The 18,864-nt window shown below is 44.8% G+C and carries 20 protein-coding genes; all 20 read left to right on the forward strand.

Annotation, left to right across the window (positions count from 1 at the left end; genetic code table 11):
- Nucleotides 1-54 precede the first annotated feature (54 nt).
- The 20 genes from J0K78_RS13330 (at nucleotide 55) to murA (ending at nucleotide 18,760) form a co-directional block, all read left to right on the forward strand.
- Nucleotides 55-663, forward strand: coding sequence for a low molecular weight protein arginine phosphatase (locus J0K78_RS13330; RefSeq protein ID WP_206947518.1), 609 nt, complete (start codon nucleotides 55-57; stop codon nucleotides 661-663).
- 649 nt (nucleotides 664-1,312) lie between these two features.
- Nucleotides 1,313-1,753: a ribose 5-phosphate isomerase B gene (rpiB, locus tag J0K78_RS13335; RefSeq protein ID WP_206947519.1), complete on the forward strand. Its 441-nt coding sequence runs from the start codon at nucleotides 1,313-1,315 to the stop codon at nucleotides 1,751-1,753.
- Nucleotides 1,754-1,910: 157 nt separating this feature from the next.
- Nucleotides 1,911-2,474 carry a TIGR01440 family protein gene (locus tag J0K78_RS13340; RefSeq protein ID WP_206947548.1) on the forward strand — a complete coding sequence of 188 codons (564 nt, stop codon included), beginning with the start codon at nucleotides 1,911-1,913 and terminating at the stop codon, nucleotides 2,472-2,474.
- Between the two features lie 23 nt (nucleotides 2,475-2,497).
- Nucleotides 2,498-3,754 carry a serine hydroxymethyltransferase gene (locus J0K78_RS13345; protein ID WP_206947520.1) on the forward strand — a complete coding sequence of 419 codons (1,257 nt, stop codon included), beginning with the start codon at nucleotides 2,498-2,500 and terminating at the stop codon, nucleotides 3,752-3,754.
- 347 nt (nucleotides 3,755-4,101) lie between these two features.
- Complete coding sequence (gene upp / locus J0K78_RS13350) at nucleotides 4,102-4,734, forward strand: uracil phosphoribosyltransferase (protein WP_160910913.1); 633 nt, start codon at nucleotides 4,102-4,104, stop codon at nucleotides 4,732-4,734.
- Between the two features lie 30 nt (nucleotides 4,735-4,764).
- Nucleotides 4,765-5,913: a non-hydrolyzing UDP-N-acetylglucosamine 2-epimerase gene (gene wecB / locus J0K78_RS13355; RefSeq protein WP_160910914.1), complete on the forward strand. Its 1,149-nt coding sequence runs from the start codon at nucleotides 4,765-4,767 to the stop codon at nucleotides 5,911-5,913.
- Between the two features lie 551 nt (nucleotides 5,914-6,464).
- Nucleotides 6,465-8,624, forward strand: a complete 2,160-nt coding sequence (locus J0K78_RS13360; RefSeq protein ID WP_206947521.1) for a S8 family serine peptidase — start codon at nucleotides 6,465-6,467, stop codon at nucleotides 8,622-8,624.
- 294 nt (nucleotides 8,625-8,918) lie between these two features.
- Nucleotides 8,919-9,137, forward strand: a complete 219-nt coding sequence (locus J0K78_RS13365) for an AtpZ/AtpI family protein (RefSeq protein ID WP_160910916.1) — start codon at nucleotides 8,919-8,921, stop codon at nucleotides 9,135-9,137.
- A gap of 1 nt (nucleotide 9,138) precedes the next feature.
- The gene (locus J0K78_RS13370; protein ID WP_160910917.1) at nucleotides 9,139-9,507 is read left to right on the forward strand and encodes an ATP synthase subunit I; all 369 of its coding nucleotides are present in this window, start codon (nucleotides 9,139-9,141) and stop codon (nucleotides 9,505-9,507) included.
- 24 nt (nucleotides 9,508-9,531) lie between these two features.
- On the forward strand, nucleotides 9,532-10,254 hold the full coding sequence (gene atpB, locus J0K78_RS13375) for a F0F1 ATP synthase subunit A (RefSeq protein WP_160910918.1): 723 nt from the start codon (nucleotides 9,532-9,534) through the stop codon (nucleotides 10,252-10,254).
- Between the two features lie 50 nt (nucleotides 10,255-10,304).
- A complete protein-coding gene (gene atpE / locus J0K78_RS13380; protein WP_014644824.1) occupies nucleotides 10,305-10,517 on the forward strand; it encodes a F0F1 ATP synthase subunit C in 213 nt (70 codons plus the stop codon).
- A 233-nt stretch (nucleotides 10,518-10,750) separates the two neighbouring features.
- The gene (gene atpF, locus J0K78_RS13385; RefSeq protein WP_160910919.1) at nucleotides 10,751-11,272 is read left to right on the forward strand and encodes a F0F1 ATP synthase subunit B; all 522 of its coding nucleotides are present in this window, start codon (nucleotides 10,751-10,753) and stop codon (nucleotides 11,270-11,272) included.
- Nucleotides 11,269-11,817, forward strand: a complete 549-nt coding sequence (locus tag J0K78_RS13390) for a F0F1 ATP synthase subunit delta (protein WP_206947522.1) — start codon at nucleotides 11,269-11,271, stop codon at nucleotides 11,815-11,817. Before atpF ends, J0K78_RS13390 begins: the two co-directional genes overlap by 4 nt.
- 15 nt (nucleotides 11,818-11,832) lie before the next feature.
- Entirely contained in the window at nucleotides 11,833-13,341 is a 1,509-nt protein-coding gene (gene atpA, locus J0K78_RS13395) for a F0F1 ATP synthase subunit alpha (RefSeq protein ID WP_160910923.1), read from the forward strand.
- Nucleotides 13,342-13,374: 33 nt separating this feature from the next.
- The gene (locus J0K78_RS13400) at nucleotides 13,375-14,238 is read left to right on the forward strand and encodes a F0F1 ATP synthase subunit gamma (protein WP_206947523.1); all 864 of its coding nucleotides are present in this window, start codon (nucleotides 13,375-13,377) and stop codon (nucleotides 14,236-14,238) included.
- A gap of 41 nt (nucleotides 14,239-14,279) precedes the next feature.
- A complete protein-coding gene (gene atpD / locus J0K78_RS13405) occupies nucleotides 14,280-15,689 on the forward strand; it encodes a F0F1 ATP synthase subunit beta (protein WP_206947524.1) in 1,410 nt (469 codons plus the stop codon).
- A gap of 72 nt (nucleotides 15,690-15,761) precedes the next feature.
- Complete coding sequence (locus tag J0K78_RS13410; RefSeq protein ID WP_089652057.1) at nucleotides 15,762-16,166, forward strand: F0F1 ATP synthase subunit epsilon; 405 nt, start codon at nucleotides 15,762-15,764, stop codon at nucleotides 16,164-16,166.
- 205 nt (nucleotides 16,167-16,371) lie between these two features.
- Nucleotides 16,372-16,605 carry a DUF1146 family protein gene (locus J0K78_RS13415; protein ID WP_089652055.1) on the forward strand — a complete coding sequence of 78 codons (234 nt, stop codon included), beginning with the start codon at nucleotides 16,372-16,374 and terminating at the stop codon, nucleotides 16,603-16,605.
- Between the two features lie 102 nt (nucleotides 16,606-16,707).
- A complete protein-coding gene (locus tag J0K78_RS13420) occupies nucleotides 16,708-17,415 on the forward strand; it encodes a YwmB family TATA-box binding protein (RefSeq protein WP_206947525.1) in 708 nt (235 codons plus the stop codon).
- Nucleotides 17,416-17,449: 34 nt separating this feature from the next.
- The gene (gene murA, locus J0K78_RS13425) at nucleotides 17,450-18,760 is read left to right on the forward strand and encodes a UDP-N-acetylglucosamine 1-carboxyvinyltransferase (protein ID WP_206947526.1); all 1,311 of its coding nucleotides are present in this window, start codon (nucleotides 17,450-17,452) and stop codon (nucleotides 18,758-18,760) included.
- The last annotated feature ends 104 nt before the right edge of the window (nucleotides 18,761-18,864 follow it).

An 18,864-nucleotide genomic window follows, 5' to 3' on the forward strand; every position in this document is an offset into this window, starting at 1 on the left:
CTTTACCTATGGTACTATAGAGAAAATGGACTATTGATGAGGGGAAGAGTGGCTATGAATATATTATTTGTCTGTACAGGAAATACATGCCGAAGTCCGATGGCAGAAGCATTGCTAAAATCGAAGTATGAAGAAGGAAATGTTCAATCCGCAGGAATTTTCGCAGGGAAAGGGGAACCTCTGGCAGAGAATTCAGAACTTGTTCTTCGTGAGATCGATTTGGACCTGGACCACCAGACCAAACCTATCGATCGTGACCTTCTGGAATGGGCGGATCTTGTTCTCACCATGACAGACCGCCATAAACAAACCCTCGCCCTTCAGTACCCGGACGATCAAGAAAAATACTATACGCTGAAGGAATATGTACTCATTGATGAAAATCAATGGCGACACCTAAAGAAACTGTATGCAGCCTTTGAAGAGAAACGTTTGTCTATCTTGAATGAATATAAAGGCAAGATCGATGACCAGGATCTTGAGCAAAAATTGTTCGACGAACTGGAGGATGAAATCAAAGAAATCGATCAGCGGGAGAAAGAATTGCCTGATTTGAATATCATAGATCCTTTTGGCGGGAACATCACCATCTACAGGAATACCCGTGACGAGCTCAATCATTATATTGAACGTCTCGTAGAAAAACTTCGCGACGAGGAATAAATGGGTTTCTATCAGACGTACCATCCTCGTCGTCTCGCTGTTCTATGGCATCATTAATACATATCTAAAAATCCCAGAGACCCCTCTGGGATTTTTTATTCCTCCTATTCCAGAAAAGCTCCCGTTTGTGGAAGACTCAGTTTCGAGACTTTTGTTGGGTGGATGGGGACTGCGGGGAATAGCTCGCTTTCCGCGGGAGCGCGGTGAGCCTCCTCGGACTGCGTCCTGTGGGGTCTCACCAAGCACTTTTTTCCCGCAGGAGTCTCGCCATTCCCCTCCGCCCCTTTGCTATGTGGAAGATTCTCGAAACCATTACTATAAGGTGAGTTCGTTTGATTATGAGAAATGGATGATAGAACATCTCCCCCAGTACTGAAAAGCTTGATCCAGAGCGCTTTATACCTCTAACAGTTGGACGGTGGAAGACCCTCCAACTTTGTACAGGGGTTCGTATTTCCCAGCCACCCCTGACGCCCAATAGCATAACGAACCCCGAAAATATCTCGATACTGAGTCTTCCGCAATCCTGCCAAATTCTTCAATAAAAACAGAAGGGCAGGTAGATGAAAAGAGTCGGATGGAGAGCATTGACAGGGGAGAGGGAAACTGTCACGATAAGATTGATATTAGAAGACGGGAGTGTCTATAGATGAAAGTGATCCTTGCCTCCGACCATGGCGGAGTGAACTTACGAAAAGAAGTAGCAGACGTTTTGAATGAGCTTGAAGTAGAATTCGAAGACATCGGGTGTGATTGTGAAGATTCCGTCGACTATCCTGACTACGCAATCCCTGCAGCAGAACGTGTAGCGAATGGAGAATTTGATAAAGCGATCCTCATCTGTGGAACAGGAATCGGGATGTCGATCTCGGCTAATAAAGTAAAGGGAATTCGTGCCGCATTGGTGCATGATCTTTTCACAGCCAAAGTCACTCGTGAACATAACGATTCGAATGTATTATGTATGGGTGAACGCGTCATCGGCCCAGGTTTAGCGCGTGAAATCGCTAGAACATGGGTGTCTACTGACTTCGAAGCAGGTCGTCACAAAAGACGTGTAAGTAAGATTGCCGAATATGAAAATAAGTAATACAATGGGATATAGAAAAGCTGAAGCTTTTTTAATAGCTGATGCTGACAATTGAAGGAGGAGCCTGATGCTTCTCCTTTTTTTGTAAATAAACCGCTTATAGGGAGTTATTTCCCTATTTGTGCTGACACATAGAGGAGGTAGGAAAGTGACGGATGTGAAAAGGATTCAAGCGGATGTTCGCGCTGTGGTCGATCAGCTTATGGAAACAGACAGCCTACAACCAGGTGTTTTTGTCATTGGCTGTTCAACAAGCGAGATTGCAGGGGAAAGAATCGGCACTTCAGGAAGTGAAGCTATTGCTGAAGTAGTTTTCAGTGAGCTGCAAAATCTTTCAGAGCGCTCCGGCGTTTCACTTGCGTTCCAGTGCTGTGAACATTTGAATCGTTCATTAGTTGTCGACCGTGCAGTAATGGAAGATCAACGTTTAACAGAAGTTTCGGCTATTCCTGTGCCCACAGCAGGCGGATCGATGGCATCCTTCGCTTATAAGCATATGAAAGATCCTGTGCTAGTGGAGAGGGTTGAAGCGAAGGGTGGGCTTGATATCGGTGACACCCTCATCGGGATGCATTTAAAACGTGTAGCCGTACCGCTTCGTATCGCTCAAAAAAACATCGGTCACGCCCACATTACGGCAGCGAAAACTCGACCTCCTCTCATCGGTGGGGCACGTGCGGTTTATGTAAGTCAAGAAGAAGCAGGTTCTTGTGATCATTAGGAATGGAAAGGGGAAGCTAGACCATGAATCATGTAAAATCAGCAGATGCAGAAATTTTTGCAGCCGTCCAGGATGAAAGACAACGCCAGCAGGATAATATTGAATTAATTGCTTCAGAAAACTTCGTTTCAGAAGCAGTAATGGAAACGATGGGTTCTGTGCTTACGAATAAATATGCGGAAGGCTATCCGGGCCGTCGTTACTATGGTGGTTGTGAACACGTAGACGTTGTGGAAAACTTAGCCCGCGACCGCGCAAAAGAACTCTTTGGAGCCGATCACGCTAATGTTCAGCCACACTCTGGTGCGCAAGCGAACATGGCCGTATATTTCACTGTGCTTGAGCATGGAGACACAGTCCTCGGTATGAATTTGAATCACGGTGGTCACTTGACCCATGGCAGCCCCGTCAACTTTAGTGGGAAGTTGTATAATTTTGAGGAATACGGTGTAGACGAAAAAGATGAAACGATTGATTATGAGGCCGTGCTTCAGAAGGCCAAGGAAGTGCAACCTAAACTAATCGTTGCAGGTGCAAGCGCCTATCCGCGAGAAATTGATTTTGCTAAATTCCGTGAAATTGCTGATGAGGTGGGGGCTTACCTCATGGTCGATATGGCCCATATCGCAGGGCTGGTTGCTACAGGTCTACATCCGAACCCTGTACCACACGCTCATTTCGTTACGACCACAACCCATAAAACATTGCGTGGCCCTCGTGGTGGAATGATTCTTTGTGAAGAATCTTTTGCTAAAAAGATCGATAAAACAGTGTTCCCGGGAATGCAGGGCGGTCCTTTAATGCACATCATTGCAGCTAAAGCTGTATCCTTCAAGGAAACTTTGCAGCCAGAGTTCAAAGAATATTCCCGGCAAATTATCGCCAACGCGAAGCAACTGGGCGCATCCCTTGTTGAAAAAGGGGTAGATCTTGTTTCTGGTGGGACAGACAATCACCTGCTTTTACTTGACTTACGCAGCAAAGGCTTGACCGGCAAAGTAGTCGAAAAAGCTTTAGATGAAATCGGTATTACGACAAATAAAAATACGATTCCGTTCGATCCTGAAAGCCCGTTTGTGACAAGTGGTATCCGTATCGGTACAGCAGCTGTTACAAGCCGTGGCTTCAAGGAAGCGGAAATGGAAGAAATTGCAGATCTGATCGCCTTCACTCTGGACAATCACGAGGATGAGGCGAAAATGAAAGAAGCGGAAAAACGTGTACGCGAATTAACATCCCGCTTCCCGTTATACCAGACACTCAACTTTTCTTCCATTTAATGACCGAAACCACCAAGAGCCACTAGATTGATCTAGTGGCTCTTATTTAAGAATCAGCAGGATTGCGGAAGAATGGAATTGAAGATGATTCGGGGTTCGTCGCTGAGTTGAGTGTGTGGGATGGTTGGGAAGCTACTCGTTTTCCTTTGGGGGAGCGCCGAGCTTCCCAACCACCCCATTCCATGTATGCGTGAAACGAGCCCCACCTGCTCAACAAAAGTATCGAAACTGAGTCTTCAACCAAAGAGAGTATTTTGTAATAATTCGTAATACGATCATAGGTTGCGGAGAGGTTTCTTTTTCTGTACAATTTAAAGGATGTAAATTTTCAGAAGGAGTGAATGGCAATGGCAAACGTTTATGTACTGGATCACCCATTGATTCAACATAAGTTGACGTACATACGTAAAAAAGAGACAGGGACGAAAGACTTCCGTGAATTAGTAGATGAAGTAGCAGCACTTATGGCCTTTGAAATCACCCGAGATCTTCCACTGGAAGAAGTGTCTATCGATACACCAGTCGTGCAGGATGCGAAGGCAAAAGTACTGACAGGTAAAAAGATCGGACTTGTTCCTATTCTAAGAGCTGGGCTTGGTATGGTAGATGGAATTATCCAATTGATTCCAGCTGCGAAAATTGGACACGTCGGACTTTACCGCGATCCAGAAACATTGCAGCCCGTCGAATATTATGTGAAGCTTCCAAGTGATATTGAAGAACGTGAACTGATTGTCATTGATCCGATGCTTGCGACAGGCGGATCAGCCAATGAAGCAATCCACTCCTTGAAGAAACGTGGAGCAAAACAAATTCGTTTGATGTGTCTAGTAGCTGCGCCTGAAGGTGTAGAAGCAGTGCAGGAAGAGCACCCTGACGTGGACATTTACCTTGCAGCTCTTGATGAGAAATTGAACGAAAAAGGATACATTGTACCAGGTTTAGGAGATGCGGGAGACCGTTTGTACGGAACCAAATAAAACCACTTCCTCATTAAAGGAGGAGCACTCATGACAGAACGCATTAAAGTAATGACGATATTTGGGACAAGACCGGAGGCTATAAAAATGGCACCGCTCGTCCTTGAGTTGAAAAAACGTTCAGAACAGTTTGAACCAATCGTTGCAGTAACCGCTCAGCATAGAGAGATGCTGGACCAAGTGTTGAGTATTTTTGATATTGAACCAGACTTTGATCTTGATATCATGAAAGCCCGCCAGTCACTTGCTCAAGTAACCACTCGTGCTTTGGAAGGTTTAGATGAAGTGATGAAAGAAACGAAGCCGGATGTGGTGCTTGTCCATGGAGATACGACCACAACATTCGCCGCTTCTCTTGCTGCCTACTACAACCAGATTCCTGTCGGCCATGTGGAAGCAGGATTACGTACATGGAACAAGTACTCCCCGTTCCCTGAAGAAATGAATCGTCAGCTGACAGGAGTCATGGCAGATCTTCATTTTGCACCAACGAATAAATCAAGAGACAACCTTCTTGCTGAAAATAAATCTGAGGACAACATTTTTGTTACCGGGAATACAGCTATTGATGCTTTACAGACGACGGTAGCGGAAGACTATGCGTCTGAAGTGCTTGATGAAGTAGGGGATAAACGCCTTGTTCTGATGACAGCACACCGTCGTGAAAACCTCGGAAACAACATGAAGCAAATGTTCCGCGCGATCAAGCGTCTTGTTCAGGAGCACGACGATATTCAAGTCGTCTATCCGGTTCACCTGAATCCGGTGGTTAAAGAAACAGCGGATGAAATCTTAGGGAATGACGATCGAATCAAGCTGATCGAACCGCTTGATGTTATCGACTTTCACAATTTCGCTTCAAGAGCACACCTCATTTTGACTGATTCAGGCGGCGTTCAGGAAGAAGCACCTTCACTGGGTGTTCCTGTGCTTGTCCTTCGTGACACGACAGAACGTCCGGAGGGTATTGATGCAGGCACATTGAAGCTTGCAGGAACGGAAGAGGATCACATCTTCCATCTCGCTCATGAATTGTTATCGGATGACAAAAAACATGAAGCGATGTCCAAAGCCTCCAACCCGTATGGAGACGGACAAGCTTCTGCCCGTATCGCAGAGGCGATTCGTTATTTCTTCAAACATCGCGAAGACAAACCTGCACCATTCGAAATCGAATAATATGAACATAAAAGGGCGAGGTCACCAAGACCTCGCCCTTTTGTTTTATCTCCAACGAACATACTCCCCTAATAGCTTCATATTGTTGTGATTCCACTTCCAAATATGCTTTATGTTTGTCAGCACCTAGAGGTCCGGGAAATTGCTTGCTTTCATGGGAGTGCGGCACCTTCCACAGGATGAAGTCTTGCACGGTCTTATCATGTCCTCTCATTCAATAGACATCTCGTATTTTCCTGGCCGTCCATATTTTATGAGAAGCAATGAGAGCATTTTGGACTTGTTTGCTTATATTGATAAAATCATTAAAGTCACTGATGAAAATGTGAAAGACACCGATAAAAGAGTAAAAGTCACCGATAAACCCCAGGAACCTACCGATAAAAGCTTAGAATCCACTGATAAATACTGTAACGGATCATATTGCGTTCTCTTATGTAAAAGAGAGGTATTTGAAAACACAATAGGCGTTCATTTTGTTTAAGATCCTTAAATGCTTTCGCATAAACGTTCAGCTATAACAAATGCTATGGAAAAAGGAGCACAAGCTTATGCGATATGGGATTGTCTTTTTCACTTGCCTATTTATATTGACCGGATTCAGTGCTCCTGAACCGAACGATGAAGTAACCATCATTGTCGAATTAGATGAACCACCTGAGACTTTCTTAAAAGAACTAGAACGAAGACTACCGAGGCTTGAAGTGGTAACGAGTTACGATACGATTTTTTATGGTGTAGCGATTAAAGGGACGGCAGAAGAGTTGGAAAAAGTGGCAAGAATGGAAGCTGTGAAAAATCAACATCCCGTACGTACCTATGAAGCATTAGAGGTGGAGGAAGTTCCTGATTTTTCAACGGAATTTATTCGTAATCAACTGAGGAACCCGCAGACAGGGAAAGGCGTTAAAGTTGGAATTATAGATACAGGCATGGACTACAACCACCCGGATTTAAAAGAGAATTTCAAAGGTGGCTATGACACCGTTGACTTTGACGACGATCCTATGGAAACAGAGGAGGAGGGCGCAACAATTCATGGCACGCATGTCGCTGGTGTTGTAGGGGCGAATGGGGAAATGAAAGGCATTGCTCCAGATGCTGACCTCTATGCGTACCGGGCTTTGGGACCTGGAGGAGTAGGTTCGTCTGTGCAAGTAATTGCAGCGATTGAAGAAGCTGTGAATGACGGTATGGATGTCATCAATCTTTCTTTAGGGAATGATGTGAATGGTCCGGACTGGCCAACGACCCATGCTGTCAATAAAGCCGTAGAGTTAGGGACAGTGGTTGTCGTAGCGGCCGGTAATTCTGGTCCGGACGGCTGGACGATTGGTTCTCCAGCTACTTCTTCTGACGCCATCACGGTAGGGGCTTCTGCTTTATCTATGAAGACCCCTGTGCTGAAAGTCCCAGGTGAAAGAGAAACGGTACTGGTTCAGACGATGTCTGGATCTGTACCTTGGGAATTAGCAAAAAAATATCCCCTCGTTTTTGCGGGGACAGGAGAAGCTGAGTATGGGAATGTACGTGGAAGAATCGTTTTGTTTGAAAGAGGCGGCATTCCTTTTAGTCACAAAGCTCTAAAAGCCTACCAAAAAGGTGCGGTCGCTGTACTCATCTACAACAACGAAGAAGGGAACTTTCAAGGAGGATTGGATGAAGTGAAACTGCCCATTCCCGTAGCGTCTCTATCAAACGAAGATGGGGAATGGTTGAAGGAAAAGGTTATCCGGCAAAATCAATGGGTGGAAACGGTGAATGTTTCGTTAGGTGACCAGGTTGCCCCTTTCAGCTCGCGGGGACCAGTCACAACGAATTGGGAGATTAAACCGGATATACTCGCCCCTGGGGTGGATATATACAGTACTGTTCCTGGAGGTTATCAATCGTTGCAAGGAACAAGTATGGCAGCCCCTCATGTGGCCGGAATGGCAGCTTTGATGAAAGAGGCGCATCCGGATTGGAGCCCCGCAGAAGTCAAACAGGCGCTGACAACTACAGCAGATATAATTGGGACAGGAAAACAGCCTTTCCCACCTACTGAACAAGGAGCAGGTTATGTAGATCTTAACGAAGCTCTTGAACCTGAACTGCTCATCGGGCAAAGTTCATTGTCTTTTGGAAAAATCGATGACGAGATCTATCGAAAACAATTACCTTTAAAAATAAAGAATTTAAAAGATGAACCTGTTACTATTTCCATTGAAAAGCCGGGTGCGCAAAGTGGGGTTTCGTGGACGGTGCCCATGTCACAAAAAATAGAACCCGGACAAACGAAGGAATTGTCTGTTGAACTGCGTGTGTCTGCTGCATTTTTAGAAGATGGGGTTCATGAAGGATTTCTTAAGGTTAAAGAGAAAGAAAAAGTTTACACCCTCCCATATGTGTTTGTGAAAGAGACCTCAGGCTATGAGATTGTGTCAGGTTTTGAACTGGAGACGTCCTGGCAAAACGATCGAGTGGGTGATTATCGTCTCCACATAGCGGAAGATGTGGATGAATTGAGAGTGGATTTATATCGCGCAGGTACGATGTTAACAGCAGGTACACTATTGGAGATAAAAGATTTAAAATCCGGACTGATTGAAGGTGAAGTGGATATAGATGACTTGAACTTGGATGGTAGTTATCTTGCCATTATAACCGTTGTAACAGATAAAAAAGAGTCCATCTATCCGTTTCCTATTTATATAGAAGGAAATCGGTAAAAAGACGCTGCGCATTGAAGCGCAGCGTCTTTTGAAATGATAGTGAGGGGGCTATGTAATTGGGAGTTAAAATAGATAATTTTTGTATTGTGTTCCATATATTTGAATGCTGTGTAAATTCGACGTAAATGTGACGAAAATGTGATCGAATTTTGTCTGTCATTTGTACTTTTACTCACAAACTCATTGACATCAAACCACCCCTATTGTATTCTTACATAGTGTGGAATGATAAGGTTTTCATAGGTGACATACAAGGTTTTCAGCCACTAGAAAATTGTGGAGGAAGAGCGGATGAAACAGACCGAACCACCCTTCAAAGCAATGGCTTTAACCAGCATGATCACATCCCAACTCGCAGGCGGACCTTTAGCCGGCGTTTTCCTCGGGAAATGGATCGATAGTCACTATTCCACAGAACCCATTTTCTTAATCATAGGATTGCTCCTAGGGTTAGGGGCAGGTACATATGGGACCATTCATTTAGTACGCACGTACACGGGAGACGATTGACATGCAAGGATATCAACAGATGATGACCCGTCAGCGAAAATGGATGTTCTACCTTCTGGCTTTATTTGTACTTGGTTGGGGCATCACCCCTTGGCAACCGATTTTCCTCGGACTTCTGTTAGGAAGTGCATTGAGCTTCTACAACCTCTGGCTCATGCAAAGAAAGATCCGCAAGCTTGGCGAAGCTTCCGCAGATAACCGCTCCGTTAGAGGAATAGGTACGTTTACGCGATTGGCTTCCGGCGCTTTAGCCGTAGTCATAGCCCTTCAGTTTGAAGAATATTTCCATTTGATTGCAGTAGTATTGGGCTTAATGGCAGCCTATATTGTCATTTTAATAGATTATCTGTTCAATAAATCAACAGTTTAGCATGATGGAAGGTAGGTGAACAGTTTGAATCACGAAGCACCGATGTGGGAGGATGCGTTTGGACTCTCTTGGTTGGATTTCAATTTGTCAAACGTATTGATGATGTTTGTCGCGTCATTGATCGTATTCATCCTCGGCGTAGCGGCGACAAGAAACATGCAGCGATATCCGACAGGTTTTCAAAATTTCATGGAATGGCTGATTGATTTCATTAAAGGAATTATCGGTTCCAACATGGATTGGAGAACAGGTAGGCTCTTTTTACCGCTGGGACTGACATTATTCGCCTACATTTTCGTAGCGAACATGCTCGGGGTAGTCACCAACGGTGTGGTTGGACACACACTATGGTGGAAATCACCGACAGCTGATCCGGGAATCACTTTGACACTTGCGACTTTAGTTGTCGTCTTGTCCCATTATTATGGAGTGAAACTGCGGGGCGGTAGAGAATATGCAAAAGGATTTGTGCGTCCATTGCCATTCTTGCTACCATTCAAAATTATTGAAGAGTTCTCAAATACGTTGACTCTTGGTTTGCGTCTTTACGGGAACATTTACGCAGGTGAAATTCTGCTAAGCTTGCTCGTTGGATTAGCAGCGACAGGCGTTGGAGGATTTATCGGAGCGACCGTTCCGATGATTGCATGGATGGGCTTTAGTACTTTCATTGGTTTTATCCAGGCGTTTATTTTCGTTATGTTAACGATGGTTTACTTGTCTCACAAGGTGAGCGAAGACCATTAATATAAAGCATTATATTAACTTTTTTAAAAATATTGAGGAGGATTTTCATTATGGGTCTTTTAGCAGCTGCAATTGCAGTAGGTTTAGCGGCACTAGGTGCTGGTATTGGTAACGGTTTGATTGTTAGTCGTACAGTAGAAGGGATTGCGCGTCAGCCAGAATTGCGCAGTGCACTTCAAACAACAATGTTCATCGGTGTTGCCCTAGTAGAGGCGATTCCTATCATCGGCGTTGTTATTGCATTCATCGTAATGGGACAATAATTAGGACGAGCATATACGCTTATGGCGAAGTTCAACTCCATCGATCTTCGCCTTTCCTTTATACCTTACGAAAACTTTATACCCGAAAGTCACGGTAAGAAAACTTCGACGGAAGCTGTATTTACAGCGGAAGCCGGGTTTTTCGCTTGTCTAGCCCTAGCATCATGAAAGGGCTTGCGGAAATTATTGAAGTGTAAACCTGTTACGAGATGGTGTGGAGAGGAGTGAAAACTGTGCAAGGATTCACAGAGAGTCTGGTCCTCGGAGCTGGAGGGCTTAATATAGGTGACATGATCATTCAACTTGTTTTCTTCCTTGGTTTACTTGCTCTTTTAGGTAAGTTCGCATGGGGACCATTGATGAACATGATGAAAGAACGTGAAGATTATGTAGCGAATGAAATAAACACGGCCGAGAAAAGCCGTGAAGAAGCGCAGCGCATGCAGCGTGAAGCTTCTGAAGAGTTGAAAGCGACACGCCAGGATGCACAGAGTATTATTGAGGATGCTCGTAAAACAGCAGGCCAACAAGAAAGAGATATTCTTGAGTCAGCACGTGCTGAGGCTGAACGCATCAAGGAATCTGCTCGTCAAGAAATCGAGCAGGAGAAAGAAAAAGCTGTCCAAGCCCTCAAAGATCAAGTGGCTACTATGTCTGTCATGATTGCTTCGAAAGTCATTGAAAAAGAACTTTCACAAAAGGATCAAGAGGCGCTGATCAACCAATATATCGATGAGGCAGGCGAAGAGCGATGAGTCAATCTATCATTGCTAAACGCTATGCAGATGCCCTTTTCCAACTTGGAAAAGAAAAGTCGAAACTAGAACAATTTGAATCCGAACTGGTAACTTTACGTGATGTTTTTCGCGGCAATAAGGAAATCATCTCATTCCTGAACCATCCACGGTTCTCCATGGAGCAGAAGAAAAAGTTTGTTGGCGATTCTTTTCAGTCTTTCTCTGACGAGATCGTTAATACTTTAAAGCTGTTGGTGGAAAGGCATCGTGAAGAAATCATCGTGGATATGATCGGTTTTTACATCGAAATGATGAACGATGCTAAAGGCATTGCAGATGCGGATGTTTACTCTGTAAGGGAACTTTCTGAAGCTGAAAAACAGCGCATTTCAGAAACATTTGCACCGAAAGTAGGTAAACGGTCCTTGAACCTTACGAATATCGTCGATCCTTCTATCCTTGGCGGGCTTCGCCTGAGAGTCGGTAATCGCATATTTGATGGTTCTGTCAGTGGAAAACTTCGCCGCATAGAGCGGAAGTTAGTTTCTGCGAACAATAGATGATAGGGGTGAAATGGCATGAGCATCAAAGCTGAAGAAATCAGTGCGCTGATTAAGCAGCAAATTGAAAACTATGAATCAGATATAGAAGTCAATGATGTGGGAACCGTAATCGAAGTTGGTGACGGTATTGCCCGTGCTCATGGTCTTGATAATGTCATGGCTGGTGAGCTCGTTGAATTCTCTAATGGTGTCATGGGATTGGCACAAAACTTGGAAGAAAGTAACGTTGGTCTTGTCATTCTAGGGCCATATACAGATATTAAAGAAGGCGACGAAGTACGTCGTACAGGACGAATCATGCAAGTACCCGTCGGGGAAGAAATGCTTGGTCGTGTCGTAAACCCACTCGGACAACCAGTCGATGGACGTGGTCCGATTGAAACGACAAAAACACGCCCAATCGAATCACCTGCACCAGGGGTTATGGATCGTAAATCCGTTGATGAGCCACTTCAAACAGGTATCAAAGCCATTGATGCTCTTGTACCAATTGGACGTGGGCAACGTGAATTGATCATCGGTGACCGTCAGACAGGTAAAACATCTGTCGCCATTGATGCGATTATAAACCAGCACGATCAGGATATGGTTTGTATTTATGTAGCGATCGGTCAAAAAGAGTCAACCGTTCGTGGCACAGTAGAAACTCTACGTCGTCATGGTGCACTGGATTACACAATTGTTGTAACCGCAAGTGCTTCTCAGCCTGCTCCATTATTATACCTTGCACCATATGCAGGAGTATCCATGGGTGAAGATTTCATGTACAACGGCAAGCACGTATTGGTCGTGTATGATGATCTTTCCAAACAGGCAGCTGCCTACCGTGAACTTTCTCTACTTCTACGTCGTCCTCCAGGCCGTGAAGCCTTCCCGGGAGACGTATTCTACCTACACTCTCGTTTGCTAGAGCGTGCAGCGAAGCTTAGTGATGCTAAAGGCGGCGGTTCTTTGACTGCTCTTCCTTTCGTAGAAACACAAGCAGGAGATATCTCTGCATATATTCCGACAAACGTAATTTCCATTACCGATGGTCAGATATTCCTGCAGTCTGATTTATTCTTCTCTGGTGTACGTCCAGCGATTAACGCGGGTCTTTCTGTATCTCGTGTTGGTGGTTCCGCACAAATCAAAGCGATGAAGAAGGTTGCCGGTACACTGAGACTTGACTTGGCTTCTTATCGTGAATTGGAAGCATTCGCCCAGTTCGGTTCTGATCTGGATAAATCCACTCAGGCCAAGTTGAACCGTGGTGCCCGTACGGTTGAAGTCTTGAAACAAGGTCTTCACCAACCACTAGCCGTCGAAAAGCAAGTCATGATCATTTACGCACTGACAAAAGGATTCTTAGATGAAATTCCAGTCGAAGATATCACTCGCTTCGAATCTGAGTTCCATAACTGGTTGGATAACAACCGTAAAGAGCTTCTGACTCAAATCCGTGAGACAGGCAAGCTTGCAGAAGATGAAGATATGAGTGGTGCTGTGAAAGAATTCAAGAAAACGTTTGTCGTTTCTGAATAAATGAATCATAGCTAGAAAGGGTGGTGAAACAGCGTGGCATCCCTTAGAGATATTAAAGGTCGGATTACGTCAACGAAAAAGACGAAGCAAATCACGAAAGCGATGGAGATGGTATCTGCCTCCAAGCTGAACCGTGCCGAGCAGAATGCCAAGAGGTTTGTGCCTTATAGTGAGAAGATCCAGGAAGTTGTGGCAAGCATCGCCCAAGGTGGCGGAGATGCAAGTCACCCGATGCTTGAGGCCCGTGATGTCAAAAAGACTGGGTATCTTGTCATCACTTCCGATCGTGGACTTGCAGGAGCATTCAACAGCAGTGTTCTTCGTAAGGTGTACCAGCAAATCCGAAGCAAGCATACGTCAGCGGATGAATATACCCTGATTACCATCGGACGGATCGGTCGTGACTTTTTCCGTAAGCGGAACATGCCTGTCGATATGGATATCACCGGAATATCTGATCAACCAGATTTCACTGATATCAAAGATATTGCTTCAGATACCGTACAGCTGTACACAGATGAAAGAATCGATCAGCTGTTTATCTATTACAACCATTATGTCAGTGCCATCACTCAAGAAGTGACAGAGAAGAAAATTCTTCCACTGACAGACTTGAATAAAGAGGGTAAAGCGAACCAAAGTTCGTATGAGTATGAGCCGAACCAAGAAGAGATTTTGGAAGTCTTGCTTCCTCAATACGCTGAGAGCTTGATTTATGGTGCTTTACTCGACAGTAAGGCCAGTGAGCATGCAGCACGTATGACGGCAATGAAGAGTGCGACAGATAATGCTGATGATTTGATCGGAGATCTTACTCTTTCTTACAACCGTGCCCGTCAGGCTGCTATTACCCAGGAGATCACCGAAATTGTCGGCGGTGCAGCTGCCCTCGAATAGGATCTCTCGGATTTTTGAACAGTAAGTTAGGAGGGAAATCGATGAGTAATGGACGCGTGACCCAAATCATGGGACCCGTTGTTGACGTAACGTTCGATGATGGACATCTCCCTGATCTTAATAACGCATTGCACGTAAGTTACGAAGCGAAAAACGAAAACGAAAAGAGCGTCGATCTTACATTGGAAGTTGCCCTTCACCTGGGTGACAATACCGTTCGTACCGTTGCCATGTCATCTACGGATGGTGTCATGCGTGGTACAACAGTTACGGACACAGGTAATCCGATTTCTGTACCTGTAGGGGAAGTAACTCTTGGACGTGTATTTAACGTAGAAGGCGACACGATCGACCTTGATGAGCCACTTGGTGATGTCCGCCGTGACCCAATTCACCGCGAAGCTCCTAAATTTGAAAACCTGGCTACAGAAACTGAAATTCTTGAAACAGGAATTAAAGTAGTAGACCTTCTTGCTCCTTATGTAAAAGGTGGTAAGATCGGTTTGTTCGGTGGTGCCGGTGTAGGTAAAACCGTACTGATCCAGGAATTGATCAACAACATCGCACAAGAGCACGGTGGTATTTCCGTATTCGCTGGTGTTGGTGAACGTACACGTGAAGGAAACGACCTATACTATGAAATGACTGACTCCGGGGTTATCAAGAAGACAGCCATGGTATTCGGACAGATGAACGAGCCGCCTGGTGCACGTATGCGTGTGGCCCTGTCTGGACTAACGATGGCCGAATACTTCCGTGATGAAGAAGGACAGGATGTTCTCTTCTTTATCGATAACATTTTCCGTTTCACCCAAGGTGGTCTTGAAGTTTCTGCCCTGCTTGGACGTATGCCATCAGCTGTTGGTTATCAGCCGACGCTTGCTACAGAGATGGGTCAGCTTCAGGAGCGAATCACTTCGACAGACAAAGGATCCGTTACTTCCATCCAGGCGATTTATGTCCCTGCCGATGACTATACGGACCCTGCGCCTGCCACAACTTTCGCCCACTTGGATGCAACGACAAACCTTGAGCGTAAGCTATCTGAGCAGGGAATCTACCCAGCCGTAGACCCGCTTGCTTCCACTTCTCGTGCTCTAGACCCTGAAATCGTCGGCGAAGAGCACTACGAAATCGCCCGCGAAGTTCAGCGTACACTTCAGCGCTATAAAGAGCTTCAGGATATCATTGCGATCCTGGGTATGGATGAACTTTCTGATGAGGATAAATTGACAGTATCCCGTGCACGTCGCGTACAGTTCTTCCTTTCTCAGAACTTCCACGTGGCAGAACAGTTCACAGGCCAGCCTGGTTCTTATGTGCCTGTTTCAGAGACAGTTAAAGGCTTCAAGGAAATCCTTGACGGCAAATACGACGATATTCCGGAAGATGCGTTCCGTCTAGTTGGACGAATCGAAGAAGTCGTTGAAAAATCAAAACAAATGCAATAAACAGGTCTGGTGGATAGAGGGGCTTGAGTAAAGTTCCTCTTCCTCTTCATGATCAGCCAAGGAGGAATACGAATGAGCACACTGACGGTGAGTGTAGTCACTCCTGATGGCCCGGTGTTGGAAGATGCATTTGAAATGGTCAGCTGTAAGGCGGAAAGCGGTGAACTTGGAATCCTTCCAGGTCACATTCCGATGGTCGCGCCTTTGACGATCAGCGCTGTTCGTCTTAAAGGGGAAGGCAAATCAGATCGTATCGCGGTAAGTGGCGGTTTCTTGGAAGTTCGTCCAGATAAAGTCACGATTCTTGCTCAATCTGCTGAAAAACCAGCGGATATTGATATCGATCGTGCCCGTATGGCCAAAGAACGTGCCGAACGTCGCCTTCAGGACAAACAAGCCGACATTGATTTCCAACGGGCTGAAATGGCACTCAAGCGTGCCTTGAATCGCTTGAATGTTTATGAGAACAACTTCTAAACTGCTTTCTTTACGAGAGCAGTTTTTTTGTGAGTTATACAGCTTTTTTTCGTCAGCGAATTTTGGATAGTCCCGTCAAAAAGATGTAAAATGTCTATTATTGCCCGGGAAATGGAGTGGAATATTCCCTCTTTTGTCAGTTTATCTTGAGCCATTGATGGAGAGATGAGGGATCTCGACATTCCTCAGGGAAGGAGCAGCACCTATGGAACAATACTTTGCAGAAGAAGCGATTCTCAGCATGACTTCGCACTTGATTTTCATCATCATTACCTGGAGGGTCTTGCAGTCGATCAATTTTGATGCATTCTTCAGGAAAAACAAAGTCTTTGAAGCAAGGGCCTTGCTCATTTTAGTAACCATCGCACTAGGAACAACGGTCAGCAACTTCTTTCTTGATTTTATTAAGTGGTCAAACAGCCTGATTTATTTATTTTAAAGATGTTGGACAAATGTCTAAAGTTGTTAGGAAATGTTTCGTATGAATGTCCTCTTCTCAGGTCAAACTTATAGTAAGAAAATGCTTGGGGAGGCATTCAAAATGAAAAGTGTTTTGGCTGGAATCATTGCTCTATTAATTATAGGAACAGGTGCTTATCCACAGGAAATGACAGGAGCTCAAGAAACCCTCATGGAGTTTTCGTCATTTGCTGCGGATAAGCAGCTTGAAGTGAATGGCTGGACGATCACGATGAAAGAAAAAGTATCTAGAAAAAAGGCAGATCGTTTGAAAGTGGATCTCCTTGAGTTCTGGTCTGATTCTGTCGTAACAGAAGAGATTACGATGAACGCCGTGAAGTATAACGTCAAAAACAGTCATAAAACCGAAGGAATCATCGAAAGTTTTAGCATGATTGTTCCAAAAAATGCGTGGAGCGACGTGGAAGTGGTTTATACCACAGAAGGACAGGGAACACCTTCATTAACAAACATTAATCAAACAAGCATGAATGAAATATCTCGTCGATTTTTCTCAAAAAATGTCACTAATTTCTCTTGTATTAAGACCAAATTTAGTGGTATTATTGATGATGTTTTAGTGTATAAAAAATTCAAACAAGCTTTCGACATAACAACAATAGATGAAATCGACGAAAACGGTTGGACGAGCAGGACCGGATACACCCAAAAGTGGGATCAGGCCATTGATGCTGGGGATCGAATGATGAACGTTCAATTCGCGACCCGAACTTTGGGCGGGGAGACAAACATCACGATTGGCACACCCATAATAACTGCTGAATATTAATAATAATGAATATGGACGCGGAGGAGAATGAACCTTGGAAAAAATCATCGTCCGTGGTGGGAGGCAGCTGAATGGTACTGTTAAAGCAGAAGGTGCCAAGAATGCCGTACTGCCTGTCATCGCAGCAAGTATTATTGCAAGTGAAGGAAAAAGCGTACTGCATGAAGTACCCGCACTAGCTGATGTATATACGATCAATGAAGTGATCCGACATATGAATGCAGATGTAAATATGGTGGGTAACACAGTCACGGTAGATGCTTCTAGTGAACTGGAAACGGAAGCACCAATTGAATATGTAAGAAAAATGCGCGCCTCTGTTCTTGTATTGGGACCACTTTTGGCCCGGTATGGCCATGCTAAGGTTGCTATGCCCGGAGGATGTGCCATTGGTTCACGCCCGATTGATCAGCACTTAAAAGGCTTTGAAGCAATGGGAGCTGAAGTAACCGTTGGTAACGGCTATGTTGAAGCTGAAGTTAACGGCCGCCTGAAAGGTGCGAAAATTTACTTCGATGTACCAAGTGTAGGCGCGACAGAAAACGTCATGATGGCTGCAGCCCTTGCAGAAGGAAAGACAATTCTTGAAAATTGTGCGAAAGAGCCAGAAATTGTCGACCTGGCAAACTATTTGAATAAAATGGGCGCTAACATCGTCGGTGCAGGAACAGAAACCATTCGCATCGAAGGTGTAGAGAAGCTTGTTGGTACGACTCATACCATCATCCCCGACCGTATTGAAGCAGGTACATTTATGGTAGCTGCAGCAATTACTGGAGGGAATGTTCTCGTACAAGGTGCCATGCACGAACATTTACGTCCTCTTGTTTCCAAGATGGAGGAGATGGGCGTCACCATTCAAGAAGAAGAAAGTGGTCTACGTGTAATTGGACCGGATATTCTTCAAGCCACCGACATTAAAACGATGCCACACCCTGGTTTCCCGACAGACATGCAATCTCAAATGATGGCTCTGATGCTGAATGCAGCAGGCACAAGCGTCATTACAGAAACCGTTTTTGAAAATCGGTTCATGCACGTCGAAGAATTCCGTCGTATGAACGCGAATTTGAAAATTGAGGGTCGCAGTGTCATTGTAGAAGGACCGTCATCCTTACAGGGTGCAGAAGTTGCAGCAACCGATCTTAGAGCGGGAGCAGCGTTGATCCTGGCAGGTTTAGTTGCCGATGGATATACACGGGTAACGGAGCTTAAGCACTTGGATCGCGGATATGTGGATTTTGCTGAGAAATTAGCTACACTCGGCGCTGATATCGAGCGTGTTAGAGAAGAAGAAGTTTATTCAGAAGATCACGAACCAAGCGAATCAGTATCGACATTATAATATATACATCTTTATAGCTTGCCTGTTTCAATATTTTTGAAATAGGTAAGCTTTTTTAGTTCTATCATCTTCTATTTCTGGATACATTTTTAGTAGAGGGATTT

The sequence above is a fragment of the Halobacillus sp. GSS1 genome, from assembly GCF_017307035.1.
Taxonomy (GTDB): domain Bacteria; phylum Bacillota; class Bacilli; order Bacillales; family Halobacillaceae; genus Halobacillus; species Halobacillus litoralis.